We start from the raw sequence: 17,152 nt of genomic DNA on the forward strand, positions 1-17,152 counted from the left end.
TATGAAAGGAGCCTTCATGAACGAATCTCCACGTACCGATGAGACCAAGGTGCTCTCCCGACGGAGTCTGTTTCGCACAATCGGTGTCGCGGCCGGCGGCGCCATGTTGCTCGGCCTGCCGAAGTTCCTTGGCGGGTGGGCAGCTTCGGCTGAAGCGGCCGTGAGAAGCTCGTATGCGAGCGGGGCGGTTGCCCTCGAACTGGATGGGCAATTCGTCGGCATCCTCGTGGCTGTCGAAGGAGGCAGTTCGTTCGCCGACGTCGTTCCTGAGGCTGTCGGACCGGATATGATCCAGCGCAAGCGGCCGGGCCCACCGAGGTTCGAGGATATCGTGTTGGACGTGGACTTTTCTCAAATCACCAAACCTCTGAGCGGCTGGATCGGCGACACTCTGTCCAGAGGTCCAGCACCCAAGAACGGCGCCATCGTCTACACGGACTTCAACTACAAGGAAGTCAAGCGTCTCGAGTTCATGGGCGCTGTCATCACGGAGATCGGCACTCCCCCCTGTGACCCGGCAGGAGCGAAGGCTCCGGCCACACTGTCGTTGCGTCTCGCTCCTCAATCAACTCGTTTTTCCGGAGGGAGCGGAAAGATCCTTCCCTCGATGGCTGGAGCCAAGTCGGCGAAAATCTTCAGCTCAAATTTCATGTTCGCGATTCAGGGATTCGAGGATGCCTGCAAACGAATCATCAGCATTGACACGATTGTGGCCAAGAGGCCGATCGCGGCCACGCGCGCCGTACAGGACAAGTTCATGCAGCAGCAGCCTGGGGTACTGGACTGTTCACCCGTGGTGATCAGATTGCCTGAAGCGTACGCCGGTCCTTTCTACAAATGGTTCGATGATACGGTTGTAAAGGGTATGCAAGTGGGAGAAATGTCGGGACAATTGACCTGGACCGATCAGACAGGGGCGAAGGCCGGCAATGTTTCAGTCCAGCTTGGCGGATTGGGAATTGTGCGGTATGCCCTTGAGCCGGCAACTGCCAAGTCTGGAAGCGTAGTTCGTGTGGAGATGTATTGCGAAACGATGCACGTGAGCATCCTGTGACCGTTCGACATGGTCCATGTTCGGCTGTCATTCACACCTTTGTCGGGGGAGCACATGAAGAACCTTTCCCGAATACCGTTGCTGACGCTTACACTCGGACCCTGCGAGATGGTAGCAGCCGATGAGCCGACGGCCTAGGAAGTGACAGAACGTGCGGTGTCCGGTCCCTGAAGCCCGCAACAGCCCGGCTTTCGCGCGCCGGCGACCTCGATTCCGGCCATGACGGTCGAAGCCAAAGGCAACCTGAGCGTCAAGGGAGTCATCATGCGACTCAACGACGGCACCAAGCCGCTTGCCGCGGTCGGAAGCGCCGTCGGCAACGGTCAGGTGCTGACGGGAAGCCCGAATCTCTTCGGGAACTGAAGGACGGGCTGGAGCCTTCGAGGCGCCATAGTAACGAACATTCTCGATACGCCTCGCTTGACACGGCATGCATACCATATGCATATTAGTGCATATGCGTACGACGCTCAACATTGACGACCGCCTTATCAAGCAGGCAGGTCGTCTGACGGGGGTTCAAGAGAAAACACAACTCGTCCGCTTAGGACTTGAGGCCCTTATTTCCCGGGCAGCTGCCAAACGTCTGGCGAGACTTGGAGGAATCGATCCCCGTCTTAAGAGAATTCCCCGACGCCGATCTTCCTGATCGTGACCATCCTCGTTGATACTTCCGTTTGGATAGGGCACTTCCGAGCGAGTTCCCTCGCACTTCACCGACTACTGGACAAGGACCTGGTCTTGTGTCACCCGCTTGTCATCGGAGAGTTGGCCTGTGGAAATCTGAAACGCCGATCGGACGTACTTGAGTCGTTACTTGCGACGAGCAACCCTCTGGACCTTCGACCAGCCGCTCAAACGGGCGGCCAAGACCTTGCGGTGCAATTTCGAATCGCCCAACTGACTGACGCCACGCTTCCCAGGTGCTGAGCCTACTGTCCCAACTCCAGTGCCAGCACGCCCTTCTTGATCATGCCAGGAATGCCGAGCCGCTTTGTCTATCTCGGTGCATGTGTGTGCCACCGCTGAACATCGACGATTCTCCCATGAAGCAGGTGATGCGACTCACGGCGATCCGACAAGAGACGGGAGCGACTCTGCGCCATGATGCGCAAACACTTCGGCCAGCCGCTGCTGCACGATGTCCGGCTTATTCAGCTTGTCTGCAAACTGCTCCAACGGAAGCAGCTTGTCTCCAACCTGAAACGACACACCTTTGACAGGATTTTGCGAGGCTCGATAGTAATGATCAGGCGTGATGATCATGGATTCGCCACCCCCCAATGAAATCAGCGCGGCGATTTCTTTTCCGCTTTGCAGATCCCAGAGGCGCACGGTGCCATCATGGCTGCCACTGATGAGAGTACGGCCGTCGGGCGCAAAGGCCAGTCCCGTGATCTTGCCTGTGTGACCTTGCAATTCCTGGGTTTGTCCGCTGGCTACATTCGACACGTTGATCGTCAGATCTTCCGCCCGTGCCTCGAATCGGCTATCTAGGCTGATGGCAACTGGCCCACGAACTGTACGCATCTCATCCATTGGGTTCTGGGCCATTTGCTTCCAATACTCCATAGACGATGGTTCGAGCGTTGCCTTCGCATTTTTGGTCGCCGTTGGTCTCACCCTGCCAGTGGAGGGGTCCCATGCCTCTTTCTCTGACATCAACGTCTGTCCATCCGGGCTAAAAGCAAGATAATTGGCGACCTTATCATCGATTTTGCGAACGACTTGACCATTCTTGATATCCAAAAGAAAAAGTCCGGCACCCATGGAGACGGCCACCATGTGCCCATGAGGATGCACTGCGAGTGTCTGGATGATCTTCGACTGCTCCTTCAATACGGCAATCATTGCTTCTGTCGCCGCTTTCATGTCCTGAATCTGCCGTTCCTTTTCTTCCTCAGGGATGCCCTTGATGTCACGCAACGATTTTTCCGTTTCCTCCATATTGGTTCGTTCGTACACACCCACCGCCTCAGCCTGTGGTAGGTTGATGCGGCGAGGTTCCTTATTCTCGCCGGCATCCCACACACCCAGGCGATCTCCCATTCCAAACACCAGCGATCGGCCCTTGAGGCTGTACCGAGCCATGGAGGGTAGAAACCCTGGTTGCGAAAGGGACGGGCCCAATGTCCTTACCGACTTTCCAGTGCTTGCATCCCAGAGTCCCACAGAACCATCTGTGCAGGCTGTCACAATCGGCAAATCCTGGGTGCTCACTGCGACCGACCCGACGGGCTTGCCTTTGCCGCATTCAAATGTACGACGAATGTGGCCACTTGAAAGGTCCCACAAGATGGCATTTCCGTCTGCCATCCCGGCAAGAACGGACCGGCCAGCATCAGCCATGGCAATGTCGGTCACTCCGGAGGGTCCTGCAGCAGCGGCGAGGTGAGTCTCTTCCCCGCTGGAGAGATCTCGGAGGTAGGGCGCCGTGCCGGTAGGTTCTCCCAATACCAAGGTGCGTGAATCGCGGCTGAAATTGATGGCCGAAGCGGGCAAGGTCGCGACCAGCTTCCAGCTACTCACCTCCCAGATTTTCGCCATGGCCTGTCCCGACAACACATCAGTCCCAGCCCAAGCCAAGTATCTGCCATCACGACTGAACCGCATCGTAGTGATGAATCCCCAGACGGACGTCATACCGGTTTCGAGTGTTTGGACCGTTCGGCTACTGGCAACCTCCTCCACGATGAGCCGCCCTCTGCTCCCATCGCGTGGTTGGCTCACCTTCAGTCGGCCGTCTGGACTCACATCGCGAGGCGCTAACTTGGGGACATTCGGTAGCTCATGGCCGGTCAGCACATCGAATTGATAGTCTTTATCTCCTATACCTGAAACTCCAACTTTCGTGCCATCATTGCTAAACGCAACCTCATCCACTCCCATCCCGGCGACCCCCATGAGCCTCGGAAATGTGCGCACCACTTGTCCGCTGGTTACGTCCCATAGCTTGGCAGTTCCATCAAAGGACCCAGTTAGGATGTAGCGTGCATCGGGACTCAGCGCGACCGCGCTCGTGAATCGCGCGTGGGGATGGCTAATTACCAATTCCATGCCATCGACAGAGCCCGGTAGTTTTTGGGGATGAGCGTCGCCGGTCGTAGGAGAGGTACTGGTCTGCTGGCCCGATGCTGGAGCTGGTAGACTCAGCAGAGACCCGCATCCGTACTGGATTCCGGCGGACAGCACAATGAAAGTCGCCCAGAGTATCTTTAGTTGTGTCATTTCATCGGTCTCCTCGTGAGTGCAGTGGATGTGGTTTTGATTGCCGACTTCATTGCACCATTACACTACTCCTGCATCCCATGTGCGACGAACCCGGCCCAGTAATAGGGATGAGGATAACGGGTGCGGACGTTCAGCTGCGCTGTCCGCAGCGCGACCGGTGCTGACTCTTTGCCCAAATGTGCATAGAGCTGATCCATGAGCTCGGACGTCGCTTGATCGTCAATCTCCCACAGGGTCGCAATCAACTGCGGGGCACCCGCATACATGAAGGCCCGGGTGAGCCCTAAGATTTCATCACCCGTGGCGAGTTGCCCCAACCCCGTCTCGCAGGCGCTCAAGACGACCAGATTGCCCGGTAAGCCCAGCCCAAAGATCTCCCCAGCAGTTAGAATGCCATCCTCTCCCCCACCGGGGGCCAGCAGCAATGCCGAATCCAATGGCCGCGCGGCATTGAACTTTCCATGCGTCGCAAAATGCAGCACACTCGCTTTTGGTCCCAGCTCGCGAATCTTGATCTCTTGCGCGTCTTTGCGTTTGAGCAAGGTCGCACTTGGTCGGCGATTCTTCACGGCGTCGCCTTCTTGCTCAGCAAAGGGCAAATCGTAGGCACTGTTGCCCAGGTCCGGATTGGCCAGCACGACCGTTGAGTCGGTCGAGGTCCGGCCCTTCTTGCCGAGGTAAGTCAAGACGGTCCCACTGGGGACGGTGATCAGCGTGAAGCGATCGGCCAGATACGACGAGCCGTCGTGCACGGCCGCAAACGGCAGATAGTGCAACGGACCATGGGGGCTCACATAGAGCACGGGTTTGCGCACAGCGGCCAACGGTTCCTGCAGGATGCCGCGCAAGAGATCTTGCCCGGCTTGGTGGATCGCCGACAGCTCAGCACCCGTGCGTTTGGGATGTTGTTGAATCAACTGGCGAAACACTTCGACCTGGCTTTGGAGTGCAGCCCGCCCGACAGGCCGGAGCCATGCTGACACGTTTCCGTCCTGGAGAAGAAAGACAACCGTGTGAGACTCACCAACATAGAAGCCAAGCATGGCGGCCTGTCGGCCTAACTGTGCAGTAATCTCTTTGGTTGAAGCGGTGTTCACTGCCGTCAAGGAGTCGAATTCGACGGTCAAGCTCGATGGGGTAGCTGGTTGTGATTGGCCATCAGCACCCGCAGATGAGGCGCTGTCTGCCACAAGCTGGATACCCCGCGTACTGCGCCGCAACTCTTCAATCTCGATGCGCGTCAGTCCGCTTCGCTGCACGGTCAACTCAACTTCGGCTTGTTCGCGCTGACGCTGATTAAATGCAGCCGATTCCTTTGAGGTGCGAAACTTTGGTGTGCCGGATGCCAGCACATCGACGAAATTGCGAGACCGGGCCCGTTCCGCATACTCGAAAGCCTCGGTCGTATCTCCCGCTTCAACGAGCAAATGAATCACCCGTCCATAGACCTGCTCCTTGCCTTCCAAAAAGGCCAGTCTCGTGCCTTCCTTTCCTAGTCCCGCTCGCTCATGCTCGATGATTTCAATGGCATTCTTGTACTGATCAATAGCCAGGCGGAATTGTTTCTGGTGTTCAAAAGCCTTCCCCAAATCGCGGTGCAGGTCCAGTCGCTCATGCTCATTGAGAATCAACGGCAGAGCCCGAGCGGTCTCACCGAAGAGGCGCGCGGTTTCTAGCGATTTCAACCTGGCATACTGCAGTTCCTGCAGACTCTTTTCGACACCGGGGTTGGCAGAATTGACGATGCTGAGTGCCGTATCACGCGCGAGCCCTGGCAGCATGGAGCGTAAGGCCATTGCCGCGTAGGAGGTTCCGAGGTTGGCTCCGGCGCCCGCTAGGGCCGCGGGACCTAGGAAGCCGCTCCCAACTTGGACAACGGCACCGGCGCCTTCGATAGCAAAGGAAATTCCTGTGAGAGCGAAGCTCGCGGCCGCTTTGGCGCCGCTCGCCATTTTGTCCTTTGTCTGCGCCCATTGCACCTTGCTGTAGTTGTCTTCTAATTCTTTTTGATAGAGCGCCACTTTCCTGAGCATGTCGTCGTACATGCGGGCGCCCTCCTCGATCTGCCCCGCTCTCATATAGGCATAGCCGAGGCGGAACCGTAGAAGCGCGCCCACCCGAGGAGACGTGGTATCGGCCACCTGTGCCCCGACGAGCGCTGCCTTCCCCGATTCAATGACAAGTGACCGCCAGGTGGCTTCATCCATGTGCCATCGCAGGGACCAGATCCGATCATGGATGAGCACAGCCTTGGCCGATTCGGACAGCGAGGGTTCCATCTGCAATGTCGTCTTCCAGAGATCTAACTCCTTCGTGGCAATGGCAACCGTTCCTTCGTTCGTCACGCGATCGGAGTCTTGCGAACGAGTCCGCTTGAGAATGCTATCAAGCAGTATCTTCCTGTCATGAATTCTTTGTCGGATCCTCTCGATGTCTCTTGCGGCGACCTCAGCGAGAAAACTGTCGGGAAACATCGAGGCCTCCGACAAGTAACCCTTCCCCGAGGCAACGCCGGGCGTAAAGATGAACGAAAACACCAGCCGATTGGAGGGGTAGAAGGTCCCGGTGAAATAGTAACTTGCTTTACAACAATTCAGTTCTTTGAGTAGCGCTTCAGCTTCGGTATTTCTCTGGTCTGCGAGATCGAATTGCACCAATTGTGTCGTATAGATATCGGCAAGCTCATCCAGCGCATAGAGTCGGCAGACCTTTGCGACCTTGGTCGGATCTTGTTGCCACGCATCGGCGTGCGAACTGAGTTGCGCCACGTACTCGTCAAGATGTTGAACAGCACGAACCGCCCGATAGTCGAAGGCCGCCTTGACCACCGTTCGTGGGCCTGAAAGACCAACACAACTCATCGTCAAGCCTTGGGTTTCTGGATAAAGCGTCAGCGAATCGGCCGATTCTGCCGCTGTGGTCAAGAAGAAAAGCACGCTGCCCGCGAATCCGATCCATGTCAAACGACGCATCATTGAGCCATTTCCTTCAGCGACCCATCGATCTGTTTGGCGAGGTGGCGAGCTGCTTGTGCATAGGCTTGGACGACCACGGATCGCAATCCGTACGCTTCCATTTCAAATCTGCCCGTCCCTGCTGCTGATTCGATCTTCGCCCGGTCGTCGGCAAGGGGCAGCGAAGGCACCGTTTGCTCCATAACGTGCAAGACCGGACCTTTCCAGAGGATGTCTCCAGAATCCAATCGCACGATGGTCGCATGCATCTTGACCGTGCCGATGGCGCGAGAGAGGGCACCGTTCGACACATCGTCGGCATTGATCCGTCGTTCCCTATAGAAGTCCTTGAGGGGCCACACCGTGCAATCAGCCCGCGTGATGACTGTGAGAATCGCCGCCTTCGCCCCCGCCTTCCTGGCCTCTGCGAGAGAGGGATGGGAGGAAACGGACAATCCGGTAAATCGCAAGGACACCAGCAACAAATCTGCCGGAGGAAGGATGCGCTGACTGGGTTGGTAGACCCAGTATTTTCCCTGCTCACATGCGAATTCCTCCGGTAAAGACATAAGGATCGGATCTCCCTCACAGCGCGCCACGGTGATCATTGGTTCAACCAACGCGACCGGAATGAGCCGATGCCCGGGCGCAATAAGGGGTGAAAACTCCAGTTCGGTGTCGTAGGCACGTTCCTTCCTTTTTACCTCCTCCGCAATCGCTGCTTGCTGCTGCGCCTCCCGCTGTGCTTTGTAATACTGCTCAATCGGATCGCTGGTGCAGCCGCCCAAGATGAGGCTAATCAAACCGATTATCGTAGTACCTGTTAATGAACACCCGAGACCTACAATGGTCTTCACCTATGCACCTTCCACTTTGGACAGGATGCCATCGCTGGTTAACGCCTCTTCATTTGGCTTCCATAAATCGCATCCTTAATGCGGCCCCATGCCTCTTATTGGTAGCCTCGCAAGCGAAAGAGCTGATTAGTCTTTGTTTGACTGGCCCGCCACCTCAGCGAACATGGTCTGCACGGGTTGTAGATATTGCTTGTGGAGATCCTCACCATCCGTCAATAACACGCCGCCACTTCCTTCTGTCCCTGAGACGGCGGTGAACACCGTCACCCATACCCGTTTGCCGTGCTGGTTCATAAACACCCCGGTCGATGATGCAACTGTTTTAAAGTCCTCTCTCGTGATCGGCCCTTCGAGGCGTCCGTCTTTCAAACTCGCGATCATTTCTTGAACAGCCTCATCATGAAACGGGCCGGCGGAAGAAGTGGTCTGTTCTGAATCGGCGATCTGCACAAGAACAGTGCGGCCGACAGGCACCTCGGGAGGAAGAAACGTCGTGATCTTTTCCGTGGGATTGTATTCAGCCTTCCAATGCGACGGCAGTGTGACTCTGAGAGGTCCTGGTGACGATGTTGAGAGGCCGGCAGTGCGATCGGGAGGAGGGGGACTTCCGTTCCCGAGCATGGCTCTTACAGCCGGCAGATAAGCTTTGTGTAAATCTTCGCCGTCGGACATGAAGAGGAAAAATTGCCACTCGGTTGATGAAAGCAAATGGGCAACGGTCACCCACCACTGCTTCCCGTCAGGCAAGATGAATACTCCTGTGGAGGCAGGTGTGTGTCCGTGCGTCTCCCGGCTCATCGCTCTCTCAACTCGCCACCCTTGCGAGACGTAATTCTTGACCGTTTCCTGCACTGCGCGGTCATGAAACTGAGAGGGGAATCGTGCCACATCAGGATTGGGAAGACGTTGTGGATCAGTGATGGCGACTGCGGCCGCACGATTCCTCGGAAGATCGGAGGGAACGAGATTCGTCCTCTTTTCAACGTGGTCTCGCTGGCTCTTCCAGCCGGGAGGCGCTTCAATTTTAGGCAACCGTACCACGGGCGTGGACGGCGCTCCTGCGAAGGAGCCGCCGCCTTGACGAACAAGGAGCGTGCGATTCACATGGATGGTCCCAAAATCCATGTCACCGCGCGCATTGCCATGTATGTAAAAGAAAAGACGGGTCACGTGTCCATTTGCATACTGTAACGTGAGCGTATGATTCTTGATGTTATAGGTTCCCGGGCCGGGCCGAGGTTCATCTTTGTACATGCGAAGTCCCACCAGCTTCGTCTCCGTAAGACCAGCCACGATTCCCCTATCCACAAAACGCCCATCTGGTGTAAACGCGATTCCTGTCGCGAGACCGGCAGGTTGGTAGGTACCGTCTAACTTGAATCCATCGCAGTTCGGCTGGCGCGTGGCCCGTCCCACGTCACCATAGTTGAGGGTATCCCCTTCTCGGCCTATGGCCTGTTCGCTGCCGTCGGTATATCGAAGAGCCACTGCGTCGCTCTGCACCAAGTAGCGTCCGGTTTTGACGTCATCCGTTTTCTCCATCTGATCATAACCAGACGATCCATATCCCTCATAAAATGTCCCACCCGGAGCTAGATAGAGGTATTGTTCATTGAAGTGGTGCCCTAGAACTTTGTATGGGCCTCCTCCTGCAAAGGATTTTCCGACATAGAGGCCGGCAACCGCTTCAGTCTCGGCAGCGGACGCTCGACAGAGTGATGTTTGAAATGCCACCAACAGCAGCGCTGTGGTAGTGATCAGCAGGTTCCGACCATTGATTGACATAGCCGCCCCCTTCTGGGCAGTCGCCGATTCGATTCTCGAGACTGCCCATGAATCTATCTTCCATACGGATGCGGGTACGTCCTGTATGGAGAAGGAAATGCAGGATATGGCCTCGTCTGGATACTGCCACCGGAAAGTTGTGCCTCCTTCAATCTGTTCAGATTCATCGCGGTCACGGTGTTGAGCTCTTGACCCTCTGGACCGAAATACCCTTCCCGATCCAACCGGTAACGTCCGGAACTCAGCGTGGGGAGATAGACGCGCATCTCCTGCACTTCAATCTCCGGGAGTTCCCTTCCATTGATAAAGACTCTTGTCGCGCCACGCGAGGCATCGGCTTTCAGATTCCCTGGAAACGTTTCCTTTTTTTTGATAAAGCCCAACAGCTTTTCCGAGGACACGCGACCGAAACGATCATATTTTTTGAGGGATGATTTTCCACTTGGCGGTTCACCCTCTCGACCCCACAAGCCGGATATTTCATCGAACCAATAGCGCCCGCCGGTAAGACTTTGAAGGCCGGCCTCGCGAAACGCCTCGATCCAACCTTCATCCAGAACCACGTCGTTCACAACGATCAGTTCCTGCTCTCTACGTCCAGGGATATCCGCACTGCCCGGCGTTCGTTGTGGAGGCAGCCTCGCCACGTCTTGACTCGACGGTGACAGCGCGTCATTGACGGACGAACTTAAGCTGTCGAATCGTCGCCTCGGTCGATCAACAGAAGGCGCATACGCTTCAGGCGTCGGTGACTGCACTCCACTCTGATCGACTGTCGGTCTGCCATGAGCCGTCGCAAAGAACACGAACTCACCCTTCTCTGATGACAAGGTCCAAATTTCTGGCCTCTGTTGGTGCCCTCGCATTTGTGCTTCAGAAAATACTCGGCTATCCAGGTAGGTATACAGTTCGGACGCCGGAATGATTCCGTCATCGTTGAGATCGGCCAAACCTTCTGTCAGCCCCTTTAATAGAAAGGCCGTGAAGAGACCATGCCCGCCTTCTGAAGCTTCGAGGGCCTCCTGGTCGGCGCCACCAGCCGTGATCAATTGCCGCCCTCGTTCGCGCGTGATCTGTTTCACATAAGCCTCACTCGTCCTGGGTAGCGCACGAGTCTGCTGTCCTGCCACCCCGCCATAGCAGGCGTCCACGAGAAAGAGCACATGCTTGGCTGACAGCGCATCAGCAAGTTCCTTCACAACGCCCATGCTGATGCCCGTGCCCGGAATATTTTCCAATTCTCCATCCACCGGCAAAAGATAGCCCATGGTGCGACTGTCCTCGACCTTGTCGTCCTGTCCGTGGCCCGCGTAATACACCACAACCCGGTCGTCCTTCCCTGTGCGCTGCCGCAACTTCGTTCTCAACTCCGTGTTGATGGCCCGTTCGGTCGCCTCCCCATTAAGGAGAAGTTTCACTTCATATCCGCGCCGCTCCAATTCCTCCCCTATAGCTCGGGCGTCCGCCACGGCATACTTGAGTTTGGGAATTTGTGGATCCCTGTACTCGTCGATGCCGATCACCACTGCCCATGACCTCCCGGTTTGCGCAGCCACATACTCGGCCGGCGACTTGCCATCGACGACATTTATCTTGCGGGTTGTCTCCGATTCAGAATGCGCAGGTGCGGTATTGAAGAGAAGAAGCACGAGGCTGCCTCTGGAGAAAAAATGTCTCAACTTCCCAGGCCGACAATTCAAGACGGAAACTCCTCTTCTACCGTGAAGCTACGGCACGACGAGGCCATCCGGCATGTCTTTAGGACCTCGAATTGTGATCCGATGGATTGCATAATCGGATTCCGTAAAACCAGCGTTGACCCAATACCGGACCGCAAAGTATGGCTTATCACTTCCTACATGTTTATCGATAAGATAACTGCAGCCCCCTGAACAGAGCGTAGGGACGAAAAATACGTCATCGAGTACCCATCCATTTTTCAGACGTGTGTTTAGGAAATATTCATTTGTATCCTTAAAGCCCCAAAGAATATTGATATTCGTGTACCAAACGATATACTCCATACTGGGCTCAAGTACGCCCCTGAGGAATGGATCTATTCTTTCAATTTTGTCCACAAAACCCGGAGGTATCTGATAACTGCGCAATTCGATGCCTGGCTCAAACTTGAACGGAAACAAATTGCTTCCTTTCCGATCTGACCTGCGGATGAGGTAGAGACTACCTGTGAACCCAAGTACACCGGTTGCCTCAGGCACCGTCGAATAAATCTGATCGTTGCGCCAAATGACGTCTGACGAAATCAAATCTTTGCCGGGCCCAATCGTAAAATGCACTTCCCCTCCCGCCTCCCCGAAATCTCTTCCATTGATCATAATCGGATCGCCCGGTTGACCTTTCGCCGGACTGAGCCACAAGATGACTGGATCGGGCATGTATGTGAGAGCAGCGCTTGTACCTTGCAACTGGGGCGAGGTATTTTGCGCTTGGGGCTCCGACATTTTGTTCAGAGTCGGTTCGCTCGGCTGGGCCTGGACCATAGGTCCAGTGGGGCGGGTCTTGCTGAGCCCGCGCGACTCGATGTCGTGGTCCTCTTCAGTAATCCCCGCAGCGGATTCGGCATCACTCCCCTCGCCGCCTCGGGTCCTCACCTGGCTGGGACCTTTCAGCCGAAGCCGATCGATCTGGGGTTGCGCCTGTGCCATCAGCGCGGCATGGCGCTGTTGGCGTTGCTGCTCGAACTGCGTCTTGCGCTGTTGGAACGCCGCTTCCATCTGTGCAGCCGCTTGGGCGCCGGCTTGCTGCAACTCGGCCTGGCGTTGAGCCGCGTGTTGCTGAGCGGCTTGCTGCTGTGCAACTGCGGCTGCCTGGACCTTGGCCGGATCTGCCGGCGGATGCTGCACGCTCACCTGACCCATAGCCTGATTCGGCCCCGGCTGTTGTAAACCAATGCTGATGCCCCAGAAGATCCCTTTGGACACGTCCTGCGGCGTGGCCTGATGAGTCACTTGTACGCGGCCGGCTCCCGTTTGAGTACGGGGAGGCAGGCCCGGCCCTCGTAGGGTGACGGTGATTGGTGGCCCTTGCGCCTGCACGTCGACGACAATCTGGCCTGGCTGGGTCACTGCGAAACCAAAGCCGTCGGTTTCGGGGCCACGCACATCGAACTTTTGCGGCCACGTCGGCTCCTGCATCGCCCGCGCAGTATTCGGTTGAGCCTTCTGCACCATCGAGGGTAGGCCGCGGGTTTCGACCTCACCCTGTGGATGACCATCGGCCCAAGCGGCTAGGCCATACGTCATTGTGGTTATGCCGACCGAGAATCCTACAAGCACCAACTGCAGACAATTCAGCTTCCTTCTCATCGGCAAGCTCCTGTTCCCGAACTTGATACCTGTGATAAGTTGGCTCCGAGCATGCTTCCAGTCATGGGTTCAGGACACGCCTCAGTGCAATGGATTTGATTTCCTCCGCTGAGGCTCCTTTCTCGGTTCATCAAGGCGCGGAAGCATCTTGGGACTCTCGCCTGTTCGTCGCGCCACAAATCCGGTCGCGATACCGCCCCACGTCATCTGCCCTGACATGACGCCCGATTCCTTACTGTGCAGGAATCCTGTAAAAGACAACGAGGCAGCAGAGGGCATCTGAACGTTGAGAGACAGTCGGCTAGTTTGTCGATCGACGATTCCCTTTATTGGAATGCGTGGGGCATCGACTGTCGTGCTTGGCTTATAGATACCTTCAATTTCTCCGCTCTTGGGGTTAAATGTTGTAAAGATAAACTCTGCCAGGGTTCCATCCCGGCTTACGATCCATGTGCCGAGATAGCTATGTCCGCTTAGGGGACCGGCGGCCCCAATTCCAGACAGCATGGCGTACTTGGTCGAGTAAAATGCGTACGTCTTGCCATCACGCCGGTCTTGTAGAGTGCCGGCCACGAATCCCGGATCGGACGTGAACAAATACCCGGTAAACTGTAGCGCAGTCCCTGACTGACAAAAGGGCTGCACACTGACAACGCTCCCGTTAGGCGACACCCTGCCTGACTGGTTCGGATTGTGCCAATCGATACAGAATTCCACGCGGTTCTGTGCGATCGTTCCGTTCACTCGTCGCGGAAGCCCATCGGGTCCCCAATATGTGCCGATTCTGATATCTTCATCGCCCGGACGGGCGGCATTACGCGGCAACCGGTAGATGTCCAGAACTCCGGACCACCCGTCATGGACCATATTCCAGCGTCCCAGGAACAACTGGGGGTTTTCGCGAGAAGCGAATGGACGGCCGGGATCGGCGACACCTACAATGCTGAGAGCCTCTAGAACCAGGCCGCGTGTAACCCAGTCATAACTGAGCTTCAGCAATCCATCCCGATCCAGGTCATACCCACCTGGCAGTGCTTCGCCATCTGGTTGCCGTCCCCATGAATTCTTGACCAGGAAGGCGCGATCCTGATCGGAGTACCCCACCATCAGCATGGCATGCGTTGTAGTCGTGGAGACAGCCGATGGAGGATCCCAAATCTCATTCGAGGGGACCGGGTCGGTCATCGGACAGCACTTCATGACGAATGCAACTTCACGCTTCAAGGCGAGTTGAGTCTTGAACCACTCGGGTTTAGAGAGATCCACACCGATCGCAATCCTAAACTCGGTCGGAACAAAGCGGGCGTCGGCAAGCGCTGCTTGAGGAAATACCTCAGGACTTAGGTTGTGATCATCCACAATCCGTTGATGAACCGTGGGATCATCGAGTTTCGCTGAGTATGCCCAATCCGGCGTAAAGGATAACGTGCGTTCCTGAGAGAGACCGTAGCGCGTTAGAACCAACGCATGCCACATAAGACTCCCGCCGCTGTTGGTCTCGGGTTGAATCTCCCGTGCCGGTAGTAACGCATTGAAATCAATCCAATGCGACTTTTGGACATGATTGAGATATCGCTCTGACAGATCGAGGGTCAGGCCATATTTCCGCTTGTAGGCCGCCTCAATTGCGGCGGTCATGGCAAACACAGTACAGGTGTCGCCCGTCTGGCTTCGGATTCCTGTTTGAAATTGGCGTAGATCCACTTGTGGTGGTGGGATAATCGCGACATCCACTGATCTCGTTGTGAGTTCAGCGCTGTCCGGTACGCTCGTAAGAGCCGCCCTAGAATTGGCTTCGCTCAACCGCCCGAGTTGAAACACAGTTCCGTCTTGCAGCCGCACCGTTGGATAATCGCTCTCCACGAACACTTCCTGGATACTTGAGGTGGCGCTAAACGCGATGTCACCGCCGAAAAGAAAGAACAATATGTTCATGCCGAACAAGATTTGCATGGTGGCTTTGCAAATCATCTTCAATCTGTCCTATCGTTCCTTTGCTTCCAAGACGTCCATCCGCTGAAGAAGTTGATGCATATGTTGGTCTTGAGACTGCATGTGAGCTTGTTGCGCTTCGATTGTCTTGTGTTGCCGCTGCAACTCATTCAGCAACAGCGCGATGAGTTGGAGATACTGCACGGATTCCACCTCGCCGCCGGCAGAATAGGTGACCAGTTCGGGATAGATTGTCGCCACTTCTTCGGCAATTAGTCCAAAACCACGAGGATTAGCTGGTTCGCCCTCTGCAGACTTGTAGCGAAATGACACAGGACGGAGCTTGTGAACGTCTTGGCTTGTCTCAGCCATATCTTGAATGTTTTCTTTGTAACGAAGCGACGAGCCTTGAATGCCGAGCTGACCCTGTCCGTTCACCACCACTGTGCTACCGCTCAGCGGGACCCCTGTAACTCCCGCAAGAAAGGCTCTCGTGTGAGGACCGGATGTGCCAATTCTTATTGTTCCGGATTCTATAGGACTTTGAATGCCCGGATGACTAATGTAGATGTTATCGCTGCCCGTAGTTTGATTCGCACCTGCTCCAAATCCTACGGATATGTTATTGCTGCCGGTCGTTTGATTGGCTCCTGCGCCATGACCGATGGCGGTGTTATTACGGCCTGAAAAGTTCGCAAAGAGCGCTCCATTCCCTAAAGCGGAATTGCCTCCTCCTGCCTGATTGCGTGTGAGAGTGTGATAACCAACTCCTGTATTGGCATTACCCTCATTTATTGAAAGCACGCCGGATCCAACTGCCGTGTTCATCGAACCCGCAACATTGCGCTGTAGAGCAGACTCTCCAATTGCCGTGTTGCTGGTCCCCTTGTTCTCGCGTAATGCCCAAGCTCCGACAGCCGTGTTGTTCATCGCACTCGTGTTGTTCTCAAGCGCTCCATAGCCGATCGCAGTGTTGGAAATACCATCGATATTGTTCAACAGTGCCGCATGGCCCATCGCAGTGTTGCGCGAACCGGTTGAATTGAAATGGAGGGCCTGTACACCATTCGCAGTGTTGTGATTACCGGTTGTGTTGCGAAATAGCGATTGCGTTCCGGTAGCGGTGTTATTCCTTCCGATAGTGTTCGAAAACAAACTCTGGGTCCCTACGGCCGTATTCCATTCGCCGATCGTGTTCGCTTTGAGAGCTTCTATTCCGACGGCCGCATTAAAATTGCCCGTTACATTTTCCATGAGCGACTTAGTACCCACAGCAGTGTTGTAGTTGCCTCCCTTGTTTTTCAAGAGCGCTTGGCTTCCAATCGCTGTGTTCTCCTTACCGGAGTCATTACTTCCGAGTGATCCTGTTCCGACGGCGGTATTGTCGTTCCCGCTGAGATTTTGAAAGAGGCTCTGATATCCTACGGCGACATTTGAAAATCCAATGGTGTTCGTATTCAGAGCAAGTGCGCCATTAGCGGTATTGTGGTTTCCTGATGAATTCGCCTTAAGAGCGAAATATCCGACAGCGGTGTTCAACCGGTTATCCTGAAACAGCAGGGCGTTCTCTCCCAATGCAGTGTTACAACAGCCACCTGGAGGTAAGATGACGCCGGCAGCGCGTGCATGCACTCCGCTGCGCGAACCCGTCGCCTCCATTCCCTGTCCTTCGGACATGAGAAGAGTAATTGTCATCTCATCTTCACCGACCACTTTCAAAGAAGCTTGAGGACTTTCTATCCGTTCCTTGTGGGCCATTGAAGTGGCCTGGATCAGAATAGCTTCTTTGTCATTCCCAACAGTTGGAATCAGTTTCAACCCATCCTTAATGGCTTCGACACGATAGGTACCTTGCTCGATGATGACATCATTTCCATCTAACGCAGAAAAGTGAACGGCCGTGTCCGTTTGTATGGTGGGAGGAGCGCCAACTGCATAAGCAACTGTGACGATACTGATCATCCACAAGGTCATGACACCTCGCCATCGCAGCATTGACATGAACGGCCTCCC

Annotated in this window: 10 protein-coding genes; 2 read left to right on the forward strand and 8 right to left on the reverse strand. The window is 55.5% G+C overall.

The genetic code is table 11. From position 1 onward, the window contains the following. The first annotated feature begins 16 nt into the window (after positions 1-16). Positions 17-1,054 (forward strand): hypothetical protein, encoded by a 1,038-nt coding sequence (locus tag P0111_10525; protein MDF0644457.1) that lies wholly within the window; start codon positions 17-19, stop codon positions 1,052-1,054. Positions 1,055-1,273: 219 nt separating this feature from the next. After that, positions 1,274-1,417 (forward strand): hypothetical protein, encoded by a 144-nt coding sequence (locus P0111_10530; GenBank protein ID MDF0644458.1) that lies wholly within the window; start codon positions 1,274-1,276, stop codon positions 1,415-1,417. Between the two features lie 702 nt (positions 1,418-2,119). Here the strand turns inward: P0111_10530 and P0111_10535 are convergent. The 8 genes from P0111_10535 to P0111_10570 form a co-directional block, all read right to left on the reverse strand. Next, positions 2,120-3,601 (reverse strand): hypothetical protein, encoded by a 1,482-nt coding sequence (locus P0111_10535; GenBank protein MDF0644459.1) that lies wholly within the window; start codon positions 3,599-3,601, stop codon positions 2,120-2,122. A 746-nt stretch (positions 3,602-4,347) separates the two neighbouring features. Continuing rightward, on the reverse strand, positions 4,348-7,260 hold the full coding sequence (locus P0111_10540) for a CHAT domain-containing protein (GenBank protein ID MDF0644460.1): 2,913 nt from the start codon (positions 7,258-7,260) through the stop codon (positions 4,348-4,350). Further along, the gene (locus P0111_10545; GenBank protein MDF0644461.1) at positions 7,257-8,042 is read right to left on the reverse strand and encodes a hypothetical protein; all 786 of its coding nucleotides are present in this window, start codon (positions 8,040-8,042) and stop codon (positions 7,257-7,259) included. The genes P0111_10540 and P0111_10545 overlap by 4 nt, the downstream gene beginning before the upstream one ends. A 180-nt stretch (positions 8,043-8,222) precedes the next feature. Further along, a complete protein-coding gene (locus P0111_10550) occupies positions 8,223-9,881 on the reverse strand; it encodes a hypothetical protein (GenBank protein ID MDF0644462.1) in 1,659 nt (552 codons plus the stop codon). 53 nt (positions 9,882-9,934) lie between these two features. After that, positions 9,935-11,407 (reverse strand): caspase family protein, encoded by a 1,473-nt coding sequence (locus tag P0111_10555; protein ID MDF0644463.1) that lies wholly within the window; start codon positions 11,405-11,407, stop codon positions 9,935-9,937. 201 nt (positions 11,408-11,608) lie between these two features. Beyond that, positions 11,609-13,207, reverse strand: coding sequence for a hypothetical protein (locus tag P0111_10560; GenBank protein ID MDF0644464.1), 1,599 nt, complete (start codon positions 13,205-13,207; stop codon positions 11,609-11,611). An 81-nt stretch (positions 13,208-13,288) separates the two neighbouring features. Continuing rightward, on the reverse strand, positions 13,289-15,178 hold the full coding sequence (locus tag P0111_10565) for a hypothetical protein (GenBank protein ID MDF0644465.1): 1,890 nt from the start codon (positions 15,176-15,178) through the stop codon (positions 13,289-13,291). Between the two features lie 12 nt (positions 15,179-15,190). Next, positions 15,191-17,113 (reverse strand): tail fiber domain-containing protein, encoded by a 1,923-nt coding sequence (locus P0111_10570; GenBank protein MDF0644466.1) that lies wholly within the window; start codon positions 17,111-17,113, stop codon positions 15,191-15,193. Between the last annotated feature and the right edge of the window lie 39 nt (positions 17,114-17,152).

Source organism: Nitrospira sp., from assembly GCA_029194535.1.
GTDB lineage: Bacteria > Nitrospirota > Nitrospiria > Nitrospirales > Nitrospiraceae > Nitrospira_C.